General features: G+C 43.2%; 11 protein-coding genes. 4 read left to right on the top strand and 7 right to left on the bottom strand.

Annotated elements, in window-relative coordinates:
- Positions 1-197: 197 nt before the first annotated feature.
- Positions 198-2,045, top strand: coding sequence for a translational GTPase TypA (gene typA / locus WDM69_RS08445; protein ID WP_078306460.1), 1,848 nt, complete (start codon positions 198-200; stop codon positions 2,043-2,045).
- An 86-nt stretch (positions 2,046-2,131) separates the two neighbouring features.
- On the opposite strand, the gene WDM69_RS08440 is transcribed toward typA, so the two are convergent.
- From WDM69_RS08440 to WDM69_RS08425, 4 genes are all read right to left on the bottom strand, one after another.
- Positions 2,132-2,566 (bottom strand): hypothetical protein, encoded by a 435-nt coding sequence (locus tag WDM69_RS08440; protein ID WP_078306459.1) that lies wholly within the window; start codon positions 2,564-2,566, stop codon positions 2,132-2,134.
- Between the two features lie 263 nt (positions 2,567-2,829).
- The gene (gene mutM, locus WDM69_RS08435) at positions 2,830-3,717 is read right to left on the bottom strand and encodes a bifunctional DNA-formamidopyrimidine glycosylase/DNA-(apurinic or apyrimidinic site) lyase (RefSeq protein WP_078306458.1); all 888 of its coding nucleotides are present in this window, start codon (positions 3,715-3,717) and stop codon (positions 2,830-2,832) included.
- 82 nt (positions 3,718-3,799) lie between these two features.
- Positions 3,800-6,472: a RelA/SpoT family protein gene (locus tag WDM69_RS08430; RefSeq protein ID WP_078306457.1), complete on the bottom strand. Its 2,673-nt coding sequence runs from the start codon at positions 6,470-6,472 to the stop codon at positions 3,800-3,802.
- A gap of 277 nt (positions 6,473-6,749) precedes the next feature.
- Positions 6,750-7,307 (bottom strand): rhomboid family intramembrane serine protease, encoded by a 558-nt coding sequence (locus WDM69_RS08425; RefSeq protein WP_078306481.1) that lies wholly within the window; start codon positions 7,305-7,307, stop codon positions 6,750-6,752.
- A 352-nt stretch (positions 7,308-7,659) separates the two neighbouring features.
- Here WDM69_RS08425 and WDM69_RS08420 point away from each other — a divergent pair, with 352 nt between their 5' ends.
- A complete protein-coding gene (locus WDM69_RS08420) occupies positions 7,660-9,582 on the top strand; it encodes an OmpA family protein (RefSeq protein ID WP_338755312.1) in 1,923 nt (640 codons plus the stop codon).
- A gap of 52 nt (positions 9,583-9,634) precedes the next feature.
- Positions 9,635-11,413 carry an OmpA family protein gene (locus WDM69_RS08415; protein ID WP_338755311.1) on the top strand — a complete coding sequence of 593 codons (1,779 nt, stop codon included), beginning with the start codon at positions 9,635-9,637 and terminating at the stop codon, positions 11,411-11,413.
- 135 nt (positions 11,414-11,548) lie between these two features.
- Here the strand turns inward: WDM69_RS08415 and ald are convergent, their stop codons facing one another.
- A complete protein-coding gene (gene ald / locus WDM69_RS08410) occupies positions 11,549-12,670 on the bottom strand; it encodes an alanine dehydrogenase (protein WP_078306454.1) in 1,122 nt (373 codons plus the stop codon).
- 164 nt (positions 12,671-12,834) lie between these two features.
- On the bottom strand, positions 12,835-13,218 hold the full coding sequence (locus WDM69_RS08405) for a DUF2147 domain-containing protein (protein ID WP_078306453.1): 384 nt from the start codon (positions 13,216-13,218) through the stop codon (positions 12,835-12,837).
- 484 nt (positions 13,219-13,702) lie between these two features.
- Between WDM69_RS08405 and WDM69_RS08400 the strand changes: the two genes are divergently transcribed.
- Positions 13,703-13,978, top strand: a complete 276-nt coding sequence (locus WDM69_RS08400; protein ID WP_240494946.1) for a DNA cytosine methyltransferase — start codon at positions 13,703-13,705, stop codon at positions 13,976-13,978.
- 106 nt (positions 13,979-14,084) lie between these two features.
- Here WDM69_RS08400 and glp read toward each other — a convergent pair whose 3' ends face one another.
- Positions 14,085-15,380, bottom strand: a complete 1,296-nt coding sequence (gene glp, locus WDM69_RS08395) for a gephyrin-like molybdotransferase Glp (RefSeq protein WP_338755310.1) — start codon at positions 15,378-15,380, stop codon at positions 14,085-14,087.
- Between the last annotated feature and the right edge of the window lies 1 nt (position 15,381).

Below are 15,381 nucleotides of genomic sequence, written 5' to 3'. Positions count from 1 at the left end.
GGTCATTCGCCAAACCACATGTGCTAATAAATTGCATGTGCTGGTATGAATGAAAGACGCCCTCATTTGAGGGCGTTTTTTTATTGTGCATGACATATTGTCATCATTTTATCTCATTAAGATGCTATACTAGCCGCTGTTTTTTATACACCCTTGTTTTAAGCATATTTTATTAAGCGTATTTTTTAAGAGTATTTATGGCAAATGACATTCAAAATCTGCGTAACATCGCAATCATTGCTCACGTAGACCATGGTAAGACCACACTGGTAGATAAATTATTACAACAATCAGGCACACTGGGAGAAAGAACTGGTGAGATTGAGCGAGTCATGGATTCAAACGCCCTTGAACAAGAGCGTGGTATCACCATTTTGGCTAAGAATACTGCCATTAAGTGGCACAACCCAAAAGATGGCATAGAATATCGCATTAACATCGTTGATACCCCAGGACACGCTGACTTTGGTGGTGAAGTTGAGCGGGTCATGTCAATGGTTGATTGTGTGTTGTTGTTGGTAGACGCAGTAGATGGCCCGATGCCACAGACTCGCTTTGTTACCCAAAAGGCATTTGAGCAAGGACTTAAACCCATTGTGGTGATTAATAAAGTTGACCGACCGGGTTCTCGTCCTGATTGGGTGATGGATCAAGTGTTTGATTTGTTTGATAATTTGGGGGCAACCGATGAACAATTGGACTTTCCAATTGTTTATGCGTCTGCATTAAATGGTGTGGCTGGCAGACAGGCTGATGAGCTTGCTGATGACATGACCCCATTGTTTGAGACCATTGTGGACATCGTACAACCACCCCAAGTTGACCCAAAAGGGGCGTTTCAGATGCAAATTTCAAGCCTTGATTATAATAGCTTTGTGGGGGTGATTGGCATTGGGCGTATTCAACGAGGCTCTATTAAGACCAACACGCCTGTTGTGGTGATTGATAAAGATGGCAAAAAACGCAATGGTCGTATCTTAAAAATCATGGGTTATCATGGTCTTGAGCGTGTGGATGTGGATAATGCCCAAGCAGGTGATATTGTTTGTGTGACAGGGTTAGATTTGCTCAATATTTCAGACACCATATGTGATTTAAGTGAGGTTGAAGCTCTGCCCCCATTAACCGTTGATGAACCAACCGTTTCTATGACTTTTCAGGTCAATGACTCACCATTTGCAGGACGTGAAGGTAAGTTCGTCACTTCACGCAACATTCGTGAGCGTCTTGAGCGTGAGCTAATTCATAATGTGGCTTTGCGAGTAGAAGACACTGACACCGCCGAGAAATTTAAGGTTTCTGGACGAGGTGAGTTGCACTTATCCGTATTGATTGAGAACATGCGTCGTGAAGGCTATGAGCTTGGGGTATCACGTCCTGAAGTGATTATCAAAGAGGTGGATGGTGAAAAACAAGAACCTTTTGAAAATGTCATTTTTGATATTGAAGAGGCGCATCAAGGTTCAGTGATGGAGCAAATCGGTTTGCGTAAAGGCGAGATGACTAACATGGAGCTAGATGGCAAAGGTCGAATGCGTATCGAGGCGGTGATGCCTGCTCGTGGGTTGATTGGTTTTCGTTCTGAATTTATGACCATGACATCAGGTACGGGAATTTTGACATCTAGCTTTTCACATTATGGCACTCAAAAAGTGGGTGATGTGGGTGGTCGTATTAATGGGGTGCTGGTATCAATGACATCAGGTACTTGCTTGGGTTATGCTTTATTTAACTTACAAGAACGTGGCAAGCTGTTTGCTGAGCCAGGTTTGGAAGTGTATGAGGGAATGATTATTGGCATCAACTCTCGTGGTGATGACATGGTGGTTAACCCAACCAAAGCCAAGCAATTAACCAACGTGCGTGCGTCTGGCAGTGATGAAAACATCATCTTAACCCCTGCGATTAAGTTTAGCCTTGAGCAGGCGTTAGAGTTTATTGAAGACGATGAGTTGGTTGAGGTAACACCTGAATCGGTGCGTATCCGTAAGCGTTATCTGAGCGAAAATGAGCGTAAACGCCATGGTCGTAAAAAAGACAGTTAATTGGATTGTTTTATCAATAAAAAAGCCAGCGTTAAATGACGTTGGCTTTTTTGATGCGGTTGGTTTTTGTGGTTGATTTTAATGCCTTAGTCAACCACCACCACGGTATCGTTGGTATTGATGATGACTTCAGATGGTTTGTCAACAACAAGACGTACAGTGTTGTTATTGCTGTCTTGTGATTTGTAGTATTTGTCTTCAGCAACGGTACAACCTAAGCAACGTTGTAATGCTGCTTCCCAAGGTTCGCTGACCAGTTTTTGCTGAGCTTGTTGATGATTGTTACCAGCAAAAGAAAAGGGAAGACTCGCCACATAAGCGACTGTGCCTGCCACTGCTGTGACCAACTGCAAAGGCTTACCTACCACAGTATCCACCACCATGGACTCATAGGTAGGACCAAAGTCGTTTTCATTGATTTCAATGGCAGCTTGAGATGCTGAGCTAAGTAACATGCCAGTGACTAAGCTTGTGGAAAGTGCGATGTGAGTTGTAATGCGAGTAAAGGTACGTTTTGACATGGTGTTATCCTTAAATAAAATACCTATGATGTGTTTGTGATGGGTTGACAATGTATTTAGGGTGTGTTCCTAATTGCAATGATAAGATTGACAATGATAGGAACTTACAAATGATTGCCTTTATTAAACCAAGTTATGCCAGTCATGGCAAGCAGAAAAGTAACAATCTTTTAATAAATTGACAGCAGTGAGTCATAGGCAATGATTTAAAGACATTGCCACGCTGTTATTTACCCATTATTTACTTGTTATTTATCCGTGATTTATCCATAAAGGGGCTGACAGTTTGAGCAGTACACACTGGCACGTCCGTTGATTTTTTGCTTAGATAATGGTTTGGCACAAGTGGGGCAGGGTTGATTTTCACGCCCATAAGCCAACAGTGTCTGCTGAAAATAACCTGTTACTCCATTGGCAACGGTAAAATCACGCAAACTAGAGCCACCTTTGGCGATGGCTTGGGCTAAGATGGTTTTTATATGACTTACTAATGTTTCAAGCTGTGCTAAAGACAGCAGATAAGCAGGTGTGGCAGGGTGAATGCCTGCCAAAAACAGGCTTTCGGTTGCATAAATGTTGCCCACTCCAACAACCAGCGTTTGTTCCATAATGACGGATTTAATCGCTCGTTTTATGGGCGTTTTGAGTGTTGGCTGGGTTGTTTGAGTGCCATCATCAGTGTGGTTAAGACGATGAATGTGCGTGTGTAGATATTGAGCGGTAAAGTCATCACTTAATGGCTCAACACCCAAATGGTCAAGCAATTTATGTTGATAATCTTTTGCCCATAACACTGCCCCAAAACGCCTTGGGTCATGGTAATGTAGTTGGGTGATTTGTCCTTTGGTATTGATGAAGTCGATGATAAGATGGTCATGTTTACGTTTATCAAACCCTTGTGGGTGCTGTTGTAGACTGCCTGACATGCCTAAATGGACAATCAGCGAACGTGGGTGTTGTCCGTTAAAGTCTAATAATAAATATTTGGCACGGCGATGAATGGCAGTCAGACGGTGCTGTGTCAGCTGTGATAAATCTGCTGGCATTTGCCACCTAAGCTTTGGTTGATATGCTTGCAGACGGATAACGTTACTGCCAATAAGTGGGGTTAAGCTGGTTTTGGTGGTTTCAACTTCAGGTAATTCAGGCATATTGATGGGGATTGCTTGATGTTAATGTTAATGTGAAAAGCTATCTGTTATTTAACAACAACATGTGTTTAACAACATGCTGTTATTTAACCGCACGGTAAGCTTGCAAAATGCCATGCTGTTGCTCAAGCTTGGCAAGTAGTTTGGATAATTGTGCCAATCCTGTTACTTCCAAATGAATACGCATTTCAGCGATGTCTTCATCGGTGCTGACGCTGTCTACTTTACGAATGTTGATGTTTTCTTTATCAATGACTTGTGTTAGGTCTTTGAGCAGACCACGGCGGTCGTAAGCTTCGATAAAGATTTCTACAGGTTGCAAATTGCCTTGTTCTGAGTACCAAGTGGCATCTATTTGACGTTCAGGCTCACGTTCAATCAAGCGAGCGTATTCAGGACAGCCTCGGTGATGGATACTGACACCATGAGATTGGGTAATGAATCCTGCGATGGGCTCACCTCTGACTGCTTGACAGCAACCTGCCAGATGAATATCGATGTTGTCTAATCCATCAACGCAGATTTGATAAGCATCCAGCTTGCCAGTCGCTTTTGGGTGAATGCTGGGTTTAAAATTCCGATGGTCTTGCTCTGGCGTTAAGTCCAGCTGTTTTAAAATTTGGTTGGTGAGTTGATGTAAGCTGATGTCGCCTGTTACTAAACCCACCAAAATATCTTCTGAACTTTTTACTCGAAAATGTTCGATATGGCCAGCAAGATTCACACTGTTGGCATGCACGGACAATCGCTCCAACTCTTTGGTAAGTATCTGCCAGCCGATGTCGATGTTTTTACTGCGGTCAAGTTTGTTAAACCATTGTCTAAGTTTGCTTCTGGCTCGGTTGGTATGAATATAGCCAAGTGAGGGTACTAGCCAATCTCGGTTAGGCTCACGGTTGGATTTGGTAATAATTTCTACCTGTTCACCTGTTTTTAGTTCATAAGTCAGTGGCACATATCGTTGATTGACACGAGCAGCTTGAGCATGATTGCCCACTTGTGTATGCACATAATAGGCAAAATCCAGAACGGTTGCTCCTTTGGGTAACTCGGTGATGTCACCATCACGGCTAAACACATAAATGCGTTCGAATTCTTCAAAATCAGCCAGTTGCTCTTCTGCGTTATGATTGTCAATTTGGCGGTTGTCAGGTTGGTGGTTGTCCTGTTGATTGTCAAGGGTGAATGGTGCTGACGCATTGTCAGTGACTGAGTTGATGTTGATATTGGCTTGTGGGTGGTCTTTGTTGGTAGTCAACAGTTGTCGTAATGAGTTGATGCGTTGATTGAGATAAGCATCATTTTTGCCCCCTTCTTTATAGGTCACATGGGTACACATACCAAGCTCAGCTTCATAGTGCATGGTGTGGGTGCGGATTTGTACTTCCAGTGATTTATGCTTGGCAATCACTGCGGTATGCAGTGAGCGATAGCCGTTGGATTTTGGGTTGGTAATGTAGTCATCAAATTGCTCAGGAATGTGTCGCCATAGTCCATGCACCAATCCCAAAACGTGATAACACTCACTGTTGCTATTGACAAGCACTCGTAAGGCACGAATGTCATATAGTTGGTCAAAGGACAGCTGTTTGAGTTTCATCTTGCGATAAATCGAATAAATGTGCTTCACTCGACCACTGACATCGGCTTGAATGCCTGATTGCTCAAGGGCTTGTAACAGTTGTCTACGCACTTGTTCGATATAATCTTCACGCTCACTGCGTTTTTCTGCCAGCAGTTTGGCGATTTGTTTGTAGCGTTCTGGTGCAAGGTGGCGAAATGCCAAATCTTCAAGTTCCCATTTGATTTGAGCAATGCCCAAACGGTGGGCAAGTGGGGCATAAATGTTCATCACTTCACGAGAAACACGCTGTTGTCTGGCTTCACTGGCAAATGATAACTCTCGCATGGCAAAGGTACGCTCAGCAAGCTTTATCAACACCACTCGCACATCATTGGTCACAGCGATGAGCATGCTATAGATGTTGGTGAGCTGTTCACGGTGGTTGTTGATAAAATGGTCTTCTAGGCGTTTGTTATTTTCGATGGCTTCGGTCAGTTGTCCCATCGCCAAGGTGTCTTGTACCAGTTGGCAAACTTCTTTACCAAAATGCGCTTGTACTTCTTGCAGGCTAAGCAACTCTTTACGCACACTGCGAAACAGCATGGCAGCGACCAACGCCCGCTCATCATGATATAAATAGCTTAAAATATCCGCCATGCCAATGCCTGTGGCATACACACCAGAACGTTGGTTGTGGCTGACGGCATTCACCTTTTTGACCAGCTCCAAAGCGGCATGTAACTGAGTCAGATTATCTTGATGAATGCGTTGAGCCACCTTATCCAACCATGCTTGGATATCAATAGAAGCGGTATTTAAATGAGTGGTTGGCAAATGGCCATCACCACCCTGCTCGTGAATGCCCTGCCCGTGAGCATTTTGCCCGTGAACACCTGTGGCTGATGCCCCATATGGCAAATTCAAAGAAGACAGCATGGTTAAAAAAGTGGGATACGTACATTGCTTAACAACATGATTGCCATCGCCAATAAACGACCACTGAAATGACGACAACGTCATCTTATGATGACCATTAGCATCGGTTTTGCTTGACCCAACCTGTGTGTTACTTTTAGATACATGAAATAAAGGTTGGCGAGAATCATAGACAAATTGAGCGGTCAAACTGGCACTGTCAGCAAGTGCTGTCTGTCCGTCAACCAAAGGTAAGCCTTCTCGAATTTTAACCATGCCTATCTTCCTTTTGCTGATGGTTTGATGCCTTGTTGTCATTTAAAAAACATCTGACGACATGATTCATCATTATCACCCAACTGCTGGATAAATCAATGCAAACACTGTAAATATAAATACCGATATCAACACCGACCATAACAAAAAATAAAACAACCACATCACAAGCTTAAAATCTGATGTTAAGCTTGTGATTGTAAAACACGATGTTAAACTTCGATTTTAAAACACGATTTTAAAACACGATTTTAAAACACGATGTTAAACCCTGATGTTAAAATTTGGGGTGCATTAACTCATCAAAAAAGTGCAACATAATGTTGGGATTGATGGCAATGGTGGCAACCACCCCAAACGCACCGCCCCACAAATGGGCAGAATGATTGATGCGTGAATTGCCTTTTTTATTGGCATATAGGCCATAAGCCACATAAGCGACGGCAAATATGATGGCAGGGATTGGGATAATCGCCATCAGATACAACATGCTCCAAGGTTTGATTAAAATATACGCAAACAGCACCGCTGATACCCCACCAGAAGCACCAAGGCTAAAATAATTTAACTTTCCCTTATTGGTGGTGTGACTGGGTAATATCGAAGCGATGATGGCAAGCCCATAAAACACCACAAACCCAAAACCTGACACATATTGGTTATAAAACTGCTCAATGGCACGCCCAAAAAAATACAAAGTAAACATGTTAAATAACAAATGCGTGCCATCTGCATGGATTAAACCATAAGTGACTAAGCGATGCCATTGCCCTTGGCTTACCCAAACGGGGTTAAATATCAACTGATTGTATAAAGCACGACTTTGCCAAGCCATCAGGCTGACGATGACGGTAACGATGATGATGATGGTGGTATGATTTGGCACATAATCTCCTAAAAATTAAGGGCAATCAGCTAAAAAAGAATTCTAAAAAAACATGCTGACAAATTTGGTGGCTTTTTTTTGGTGGTTTTTTGCTGATTTTTACAACCATGGTAACAGTATTATGACGGTTTACTTACTGTATCATAACGAAATTTATTGAGAATTAGGGTATCTTATGTCATTAATCGTCAATGATGTTTGTTAACGATGGTTTTTGTTAACGATGGTTTTTTGACTTTGTGAAATTTGGTTAATGTGAAATTTGGTTAATTGGCTTTAGTAACTGGATAATCTTTAATAAATGGATAATATGACAACAGATGCGATGACAGACATTGTCGGTCATCTAAGACAGACGGTAACGCCAACCTTATTCAATGAACAACATGCTCAGCCAGAGACAACATTGTCAGACACTGAGCTGTCGTATATGTTAGATGGGTTTTATGCGTTGTTGACCACATTGTTGACAGATGATAAAACTGCCACACGAATTGAGCAAGTCATGATGGCAAATGATGGTGATGTTTATGCTCAACTTTGGAATGCCACTGAACGTAACATCATCAGCACTGAACTGGCACAAGCCCATGATGTTGATAAAATGACGGTTGATGATTGTCTTGATGCCGTTACGCCAAATGCGTATCGACATATCAAATCGCTGGCAGGGGGCCATCCTGTTGCCACTTATCTAAAAGGACACGTGCAACAAATCCGTCCTTATTTGCCTGTTTGGGCGGACATGGTGTTACCGCCTTATCTTTTGGGGAGTGTTGCCCCTAACATCACTTCAAACGTTGCTTCAAATGCTGTCTCAAATATGACCAGTAAGCCCAAGCCCACAGTAGAGCCTGTCTCAGAAGTGGCATATCAACAAAAGGCATACCCACAGTCGCCACCTACCTACAAGCGTCCACAAGGCAGTTTTATCAAGGCATTGTTGCCCATTTTGGCTTTGGTGTTGCTTGGCACATTGGCTTGGACAGCCTTGCATTACTTACAAAAAGACCCTAAACCACTTGCCCAACCAAATAGCAACAGTCAGCCAAACATTGCCCCTGTGGCAGTCACTTTGTTACCTGCCAACTTCACCGTAACCATTGGGGCATCAGGTGAGCTGTATGCGTGTCGTGGTGGTGTTGCCAATTCCATTATCCAATCTGAGCTGATAAAGGCGGTGGAAAATGTGTTTACCCTGTCATCAAACCGTTGTTTCTTTGATGTGTCGCCAAGCTATGACACCAAATTGCCTGCGATGGATCGAGTGGCAAGCATTTTAGCAATGATGAAACATGTGCCATTTGCCACGGCAGAATTTTCGGACAATCAAATTGTGTTAAATGCGCCCAATCCTACCGCATTGCAACAGTTGGTTAATGACGTACAAGCCTTGGCAAATAACGCTCAAGTATTGGCTGCCAAACCCTTAGATTCACAAGCCCAAATCAATCAAAGTCTAGAAGCATCAAGGCTTGCATTGGCAAGTTTGTCAAGCAATGCAAATCCCATTGATGTGGCTCGTGCATTGAGCTTGCAGGTGATTAATTTTGACATGGATAAAGCAATCATTCCTGAAGTCAATAAGCCACTGCTTGATAAAGCTGCCGACATCATCAAAGGTCTGCCTAACATAAGCTTGCTTATCATGGGGCATACCGATGCCACTGCTGATAATGCCCACAACGTGGCTTTATCACAAGAGCGTGCAACAGCAATCAAAGCGTATTTGGTCGCCAAAGGTGTCGATGCCAGTAAGCTGATGGTCAAAGGCATGGGTGAGCAATATCCAATTGCTGATAACGAAACTGAGCAAGGACGTTTTCGCAATCGTCGTATTGAGTTTGCTGTTTATAATCAGACTCAAGGTGATTTGGCTTGGTATCGAGACATACCAACACTTAACCAGCGTTCGCTCAACATCACAGACATGTCAAGCATGAATGATGATGCAGAAATGACCCAAACACCTGATATGATGAATGACATGCCATTTAATCAAGAAATGAACCAAGAAATGAACCAAAATATGCAAAATATGAATGTTGTGCCTAATGACCAAATGAACACTGGGGATAGTGGCGATTTGATTTATCCCCTTAGCAATTCCCAGCCTATGAACAATAACCATGGTTATGGTGGCATGTCTACTCAAGAGTTAGATGATTTGGCGAACTTAACCATCGTTGCTGAGCCAGCTATCAACCATTCAACCACCCATTAACTCATTGTTGTCTTATTTTTATGATTCTTGTTTTTATGATTAAGGAGTTAGCATGAATATCATCAACCATTTATCAAACACCATCACCCCTGCTGTATTGTCTGATGCCACAGCCAGCAGTGAAACTTCCATGCTTGAGCAATTCTATGCCATTTTTTTGGCACGCTTAGCAGATGACAACACGTACGCTAAGCTGTTAGATGAAAATTTGGTGGCAGAAAATGCGGGGCTTGATGCCATAGTCTGGAACAATACAGACGACCCAAAATATGTGGCTGAGCAGTTGGCAATCAATCATGGGTTGGAGATTAACAGCGTACAGCAGATGATGGCAGCCGCTTCACCTTTGGTGGTGCAAGAAGTAGAAGCATTGGCAGGAGAAACGCCTGTCCCAACTTATCTGCGTGGCTTACAACACAGTCAAGACAATCACAATACGGCGTTTGTTGATCATATTCCGAATTGGGCATTGGCGATGTTACCAGCAGGGTTGTTGGGCAGTACTGCCAGCACAGCAACTGCCCACGTAACGCCGCCCGCTCATGTCACACCAGAGCCTGCTGATTCTCGCATCTCTGAAACCATCTCAACCGACCCATTGGTCAAAACCAAAAAGCCATCTGGCAGTTTTATGAAGGCTTTACTGCCCATCATTGGCTTGATTATCTTGGGTGCATTGGCATGGGCGTTGTTAAAAGGTTGTCAAGAACCCACAACCAGCACTCCTGTGGCAACCGCCACCGAACAATCTGCCCAAACGGTTGCTCCTATTGAAGAGATGGTGAATGAATCACCTTCTGTGTTACGTCTGTCCGTCGATGAAACAGGCGAAAATGTCTATACCGCCACGGTTACCGCAGGTGATCAAGGTGTTGTTGACAGCATCAAATCCGCCATTGTCAATGTCTTTGGGCAACCAGCAGCTGACAAACTGATGGTTGATATTGACTCAAATCTCGCCACCCACATGCCTGCTGGGGATAAACTCACTGACATTTTAAGCGTGGTCAAAGGCGTACCCAATGCCAGCATCAGCATCGTAGGTGAGACCATCCGTGTCAATGCACCAGATACCGATGCTCGTGATAAACTGGTTGCTCAATTACAAGCTTTGTTGCCAGCGTTCATCGTAGAAGCTGAGCCTGACCTCAATATAGGCGATTCGGTCAATCAAAGCATCACCGCTTCACAAGCTGCCTTAAACCGTTTAACCGCTGCTCCAAACATCAATGACTTAATCCGTGCTTTGAACTTACAAATCATTAACTTTGCGGTTGATGAAGCCATTATCCCTGAAGAAAATAAAGTCATCTTGGATAAAGCCGCTGAACTTTTGCAAAAACTACCAGATGCTCACCTAAAAATTACAGGACATACTGACACACAAGGTCCAGCATCGTATAATCAAGACTTATCAGAACGTCGAGCAATTTCTGTCAAAGAATATTTGATATCAAAAGGCATCAATGCTGAGCATCTAACCACCATCGGTGCAGGTCAAGAAGAGCCGATTGCTGATAATTCAACTGAACAAGGTCGCTTTCGCAACCGTCGCATTGAATTTGGTGTGATGTCAGATGGTAAGTCTGTTGCGGTGATTGGCAATGGAGAATCTGGCTCAACTTCCATTGCAGACACCACCAAAGTGAATGATGCCATTCATGTGGCTGGTAATGCGGTTAAAGAAGTGGTGAGTGGGGTGATTGACCGTGAAGTGGACTTAAATTCAACCGACACCAACCACGCCACTGACAATGACAATAACAATAACAATAACAATGACACTTTATCAGGTGGTGATGGCTCAAACAACTCAACCACAACACCGTAATTTGCCGTCATTTCACTTGATGGCAGATTCATACAATGACAAAAAACCCAATGCGCACGGCATTGGGTTTTTTATGTGATGTATTTTATGTGGTGTCTTTTGTTTTTGTTTTAGATGGGTGTGTGTCGATGGGTATTAATGGCTTAAAAGCAACTCTTTGGCATTCACATACTCGTATCCTAATGCATCTGCCACCGCTTGATAAGTGACTTCACCGCCAAGCGTATTGATGCCTTTCATCAAGGCAATGTCGTCTTGACAGGCTTGTCGATAACCCTTGTTTGCTAAAGCAAGGGCATAAGGCAACGTAGCGTTAGACAATGCCATGGTGGACGTACGTGGCACAGCCCCTGGCATGTTGGCAACGGCATAATGAATGATGCCATGCTTGGTATAAGTGGGGTCATCGTGGGTGGTGATGCGATCGGTGGTCTCAAAACAGCCACCTTGATCGATGGCAATGTCCACCACCACACCACCAGCTGGCATAGATTGTATCATCGCATCGGTAACCAGTTTGGGAGCAGATGCCCCTGGGATAAGCACCGCTCCGATGACCAAATCGCTCTGCTTGACACATTGGGCAAGGTTCAATGGGGTAGACATTAAGGTATGTACACTGTTGCCAAACAGCTCAGACAACTGTTTTAAGCGTCTTGGGTTTAAATCTAAGATGGTTACGTCCGCACCCAAACCAACCGCCATTTTGGCGGCTTCTGTGCCAGCAACCCCACCGCCCACGATGGTAACTTTGCCTTTTTGTACCCCTGGCACACCGCCAAGTAAGATGCCTTTACCGCCATAAAATTTTTGTAAAAATTGAGCACCGATTTGTGTGCTCATTCGCCCTGCCACTTCACTCATGGGGGTCAAAAGTGGCAATGAACCATCTGCCAACTGTACCGTTTCATAAGCGATTCCTGTAACTTTATTATCTACCAAAGCTTTGGTTAACTGGGCTTCTGCTGCCAAATGCAGGTAGGTAAATAGCGTCAAACCTTCTTTAAAAAATGGATACTCAGTTTGCAACGGTTCTTTGACCTTAATGACCATGTCCACATCCCATGCCATGGAAGCATTGGGTACGATGGTTGCTCCGACCGCTTCATAGTCAGCATCAGCAAACTGTGAGCCACTGCCTGCATTGGTCTCAACCCTTACGGTATGACCAAAGGCGACCAACGCATGAACGCCACTTGGGGTAAGACCGACACGGTTTTCGTTATTTTTGATTTCTTTTGGAATGCCGATAAGCATGTTGCTCTCCTTAGCATCAGATAAAAAAAGGGCATCATATGGCGTTGGGTTAAACATTGGATTAAAAACTGACGCAATGTTAAAACTGACGCAATATTATTGATGCAATGTTATTAGGGGTGCGGTTATTAAAGATGCGATTATTAGAAATATGTCCTAAAACTTCACTTCTTTTTCCAGTTTTGTGTGCGATGGAATGGACCTAAATGACCACGCACTGCCAAGGTATTTGCTTTGAGAGTGGCAGACATTTTGTAGGTTTTGCCATTTTCTGGATCAGTGATTTTACCGCCACTGTATTTGCCATTACCATCAGCTTTTAAGCCTGTAAAGACGGTTGTGCCAACGAATTTTTTACCCTCTTCACGGTTGGTGTCAATAATTTTACCAGAGAAAGTATCACCAGATTGGGTGATTTGAACGGTGGCTTTGGGTTTGCCGTTATCAAATGTTTGCCACATGGTATCGGCAAGTGGGTCATTCGCCATGACAACAGTGGTCAGCGCAAAAGTGGCAAGGGCAATGGCGGATTGAGTGAAAAATTTCATAAAAGACTCCCTTCTTTAAACTTTCTTTGTTGAAAATAAATGAGCGTTGAAAATAGATAAGCTAAGCCAAAACGCTGATGATGTGAAACTGATAAACACTCATTCTAAGCATATAACAATTTTTAAGCGTATAACAGTTTTTAAGTATATAACAATTTGTATTAAGATTGTATCAAGACATCGTACTTTTTTATCCTCCGTTGCCTTATATCCACCGCCTTCAGGCGGTGGATATAAGGCAATTGTTAAATGCGATAAGTTTTGTTATACTCATCTCACTATATTCAATGTCTTACATTCCACAGTTAAGTTAAGACTAAATTGCGAGTACGCAGTAACTTAACTGGTAAGACGTTTCCAAACACACACTTAAGCTAATTCGTATCTATGACAATCCTAACGGTAGGATTAGCTTAAAATAAGAACCTAAGATGTACGGTGTGTCGTACGGGCGGTTGCCACTATCTTAGGCTTGCGGTCGGGCTTGACCGTCTGGGAGCAGGAATCCCCGAACGATAGGGAGGGGAGGAAGTCAAATACCAAAAATGGCACGCTTCGTAAATTAAGTGGTTATGAAAGTTTATTATTGCAAGGATTTTCAAAGCAGCTTGCCAAAAAAGTCATAGCACACAAATTACCTGATGGTAAAATACTATCGCAGGCAGGCAACGCCATGACTGTTACAGTCATAGAACAGATTGGCAAACAATTATTAAAATCTATTGGTGAGCAAGATGAACAACAAGCAAAAATTGATTGATTTGGGTTCACAAACTGCCAATATGCTCCAATTTAAGATTGACCCAGCAGAATTATTTGAGCTTTAAAGTTATGGCACTAAAAACCAACCAAACAAAACATTTACCTTACCCAAAACACCATTCAAATGGCTGAATTTCCACCATTTCCCCTTGTGCCACATCACCATGCTCCACTGTCAATACCAATAAACAGTTGGCATGGCTAAGCTGTTTAACACGGTGAGAATCTTGATGATTAAATGGTGTAACCACAAATTCACCAGATGGCGTTTGCTCAAAAAAAGCACGCTGGAATTCTTGTCGCCCACTTTTTTTGTCAATGTCTGTTTGACAAATGGCTTGTAAACGTAATGGTTTTGGTAAATCATCAGCATTTGCACCTGTCAGTTGCCAAATGGCAGGACGCACAAATTGTAAACAACCAACCACCGTAGATAATGGGTTACCGGGCAGTCCAAAATACAACACCTGTTTTTGTTGATGCTCATCTGTTTGATGCACAAACTCACCAAAGACAAAGGGCTTGCCGGGTTTCATGGCAACTTTATAATGATTGACTTTACCCAGTTCATCAACCACTTGGGTTAAAAAATCATAATCCCCAACAGACACGCCAGCGGTGGAGATTAACACATCGCAATCACTGATGGCCTGTTGTACCACTTGTTTTGTCATGGCTAAATCATCAGCAATAATGCCATAATCTTTGATGCTGATGGGCAGGTTTTTTAATAATGTTGTTAGGGTGGGTGTATTGGCATTATAAATCTGTGCCAAGGTGGTCAAAGGCTCACCCAAAGTTACCAATTCATCGCCCGTTGCCAAGATGCCTACCACCAGTGGCTTTACAACCGTAACCGATGCCACACCCAAATTAGCAAGTAAGCTGATATCGGCGGTATTTAGGCGTTTGCCTGCGGTGAGTACCGTTTCGCCCTTTTGTACCTCTTCGCCTTGTTTACGGATATTTGAGCCGTGATTGGCAGGTTTGCTCAGTGTGATTGAGTGGGCTTTTGATTTGTCTGTGTGTTGATTAAAATCGGTATTTTCTTGCATGACCACGGTATCACAATCGCTTGGCACAATAGCACCAGTAAATATGCGTACTGCTTGATTGGGTAAAACCTCTCCTTCAAATGCACTGCCTGCACACGACTCCCCAATTATCGTCAACCGACTGCCTTGTTCTAATTGACTATTTTTGCCTAAGGCAAAACCGTCCATGGCAGATAAATTTTGGCGTGGCACTGCAAAATCTGCCACAACATCGTGAGCCAACACAAAATTTTGCCCAGCCAATAATGGCACATGAAACGTGGGACGAGTTGCCAATGGATAATCAGCCAGATAGTCTTGGCAACGCTTAGAAATGGCGGTTTTGAGTTCTTTAACCGTAATCATA

This window comes from Lwoffella lincolnii, assembly GCF_037201985.1.
GTDB lineage: Bacteria > Pseudomonadota > Gammaproteobacteria > Pseudomonadales > Moraxellaceae > Psychrobacter > Psychrobacter lincolnii.
Note: the sequence above shows the minus strand (reverse complement) of the source record. Positions and strands in the feature narration are given on the sequence as shown.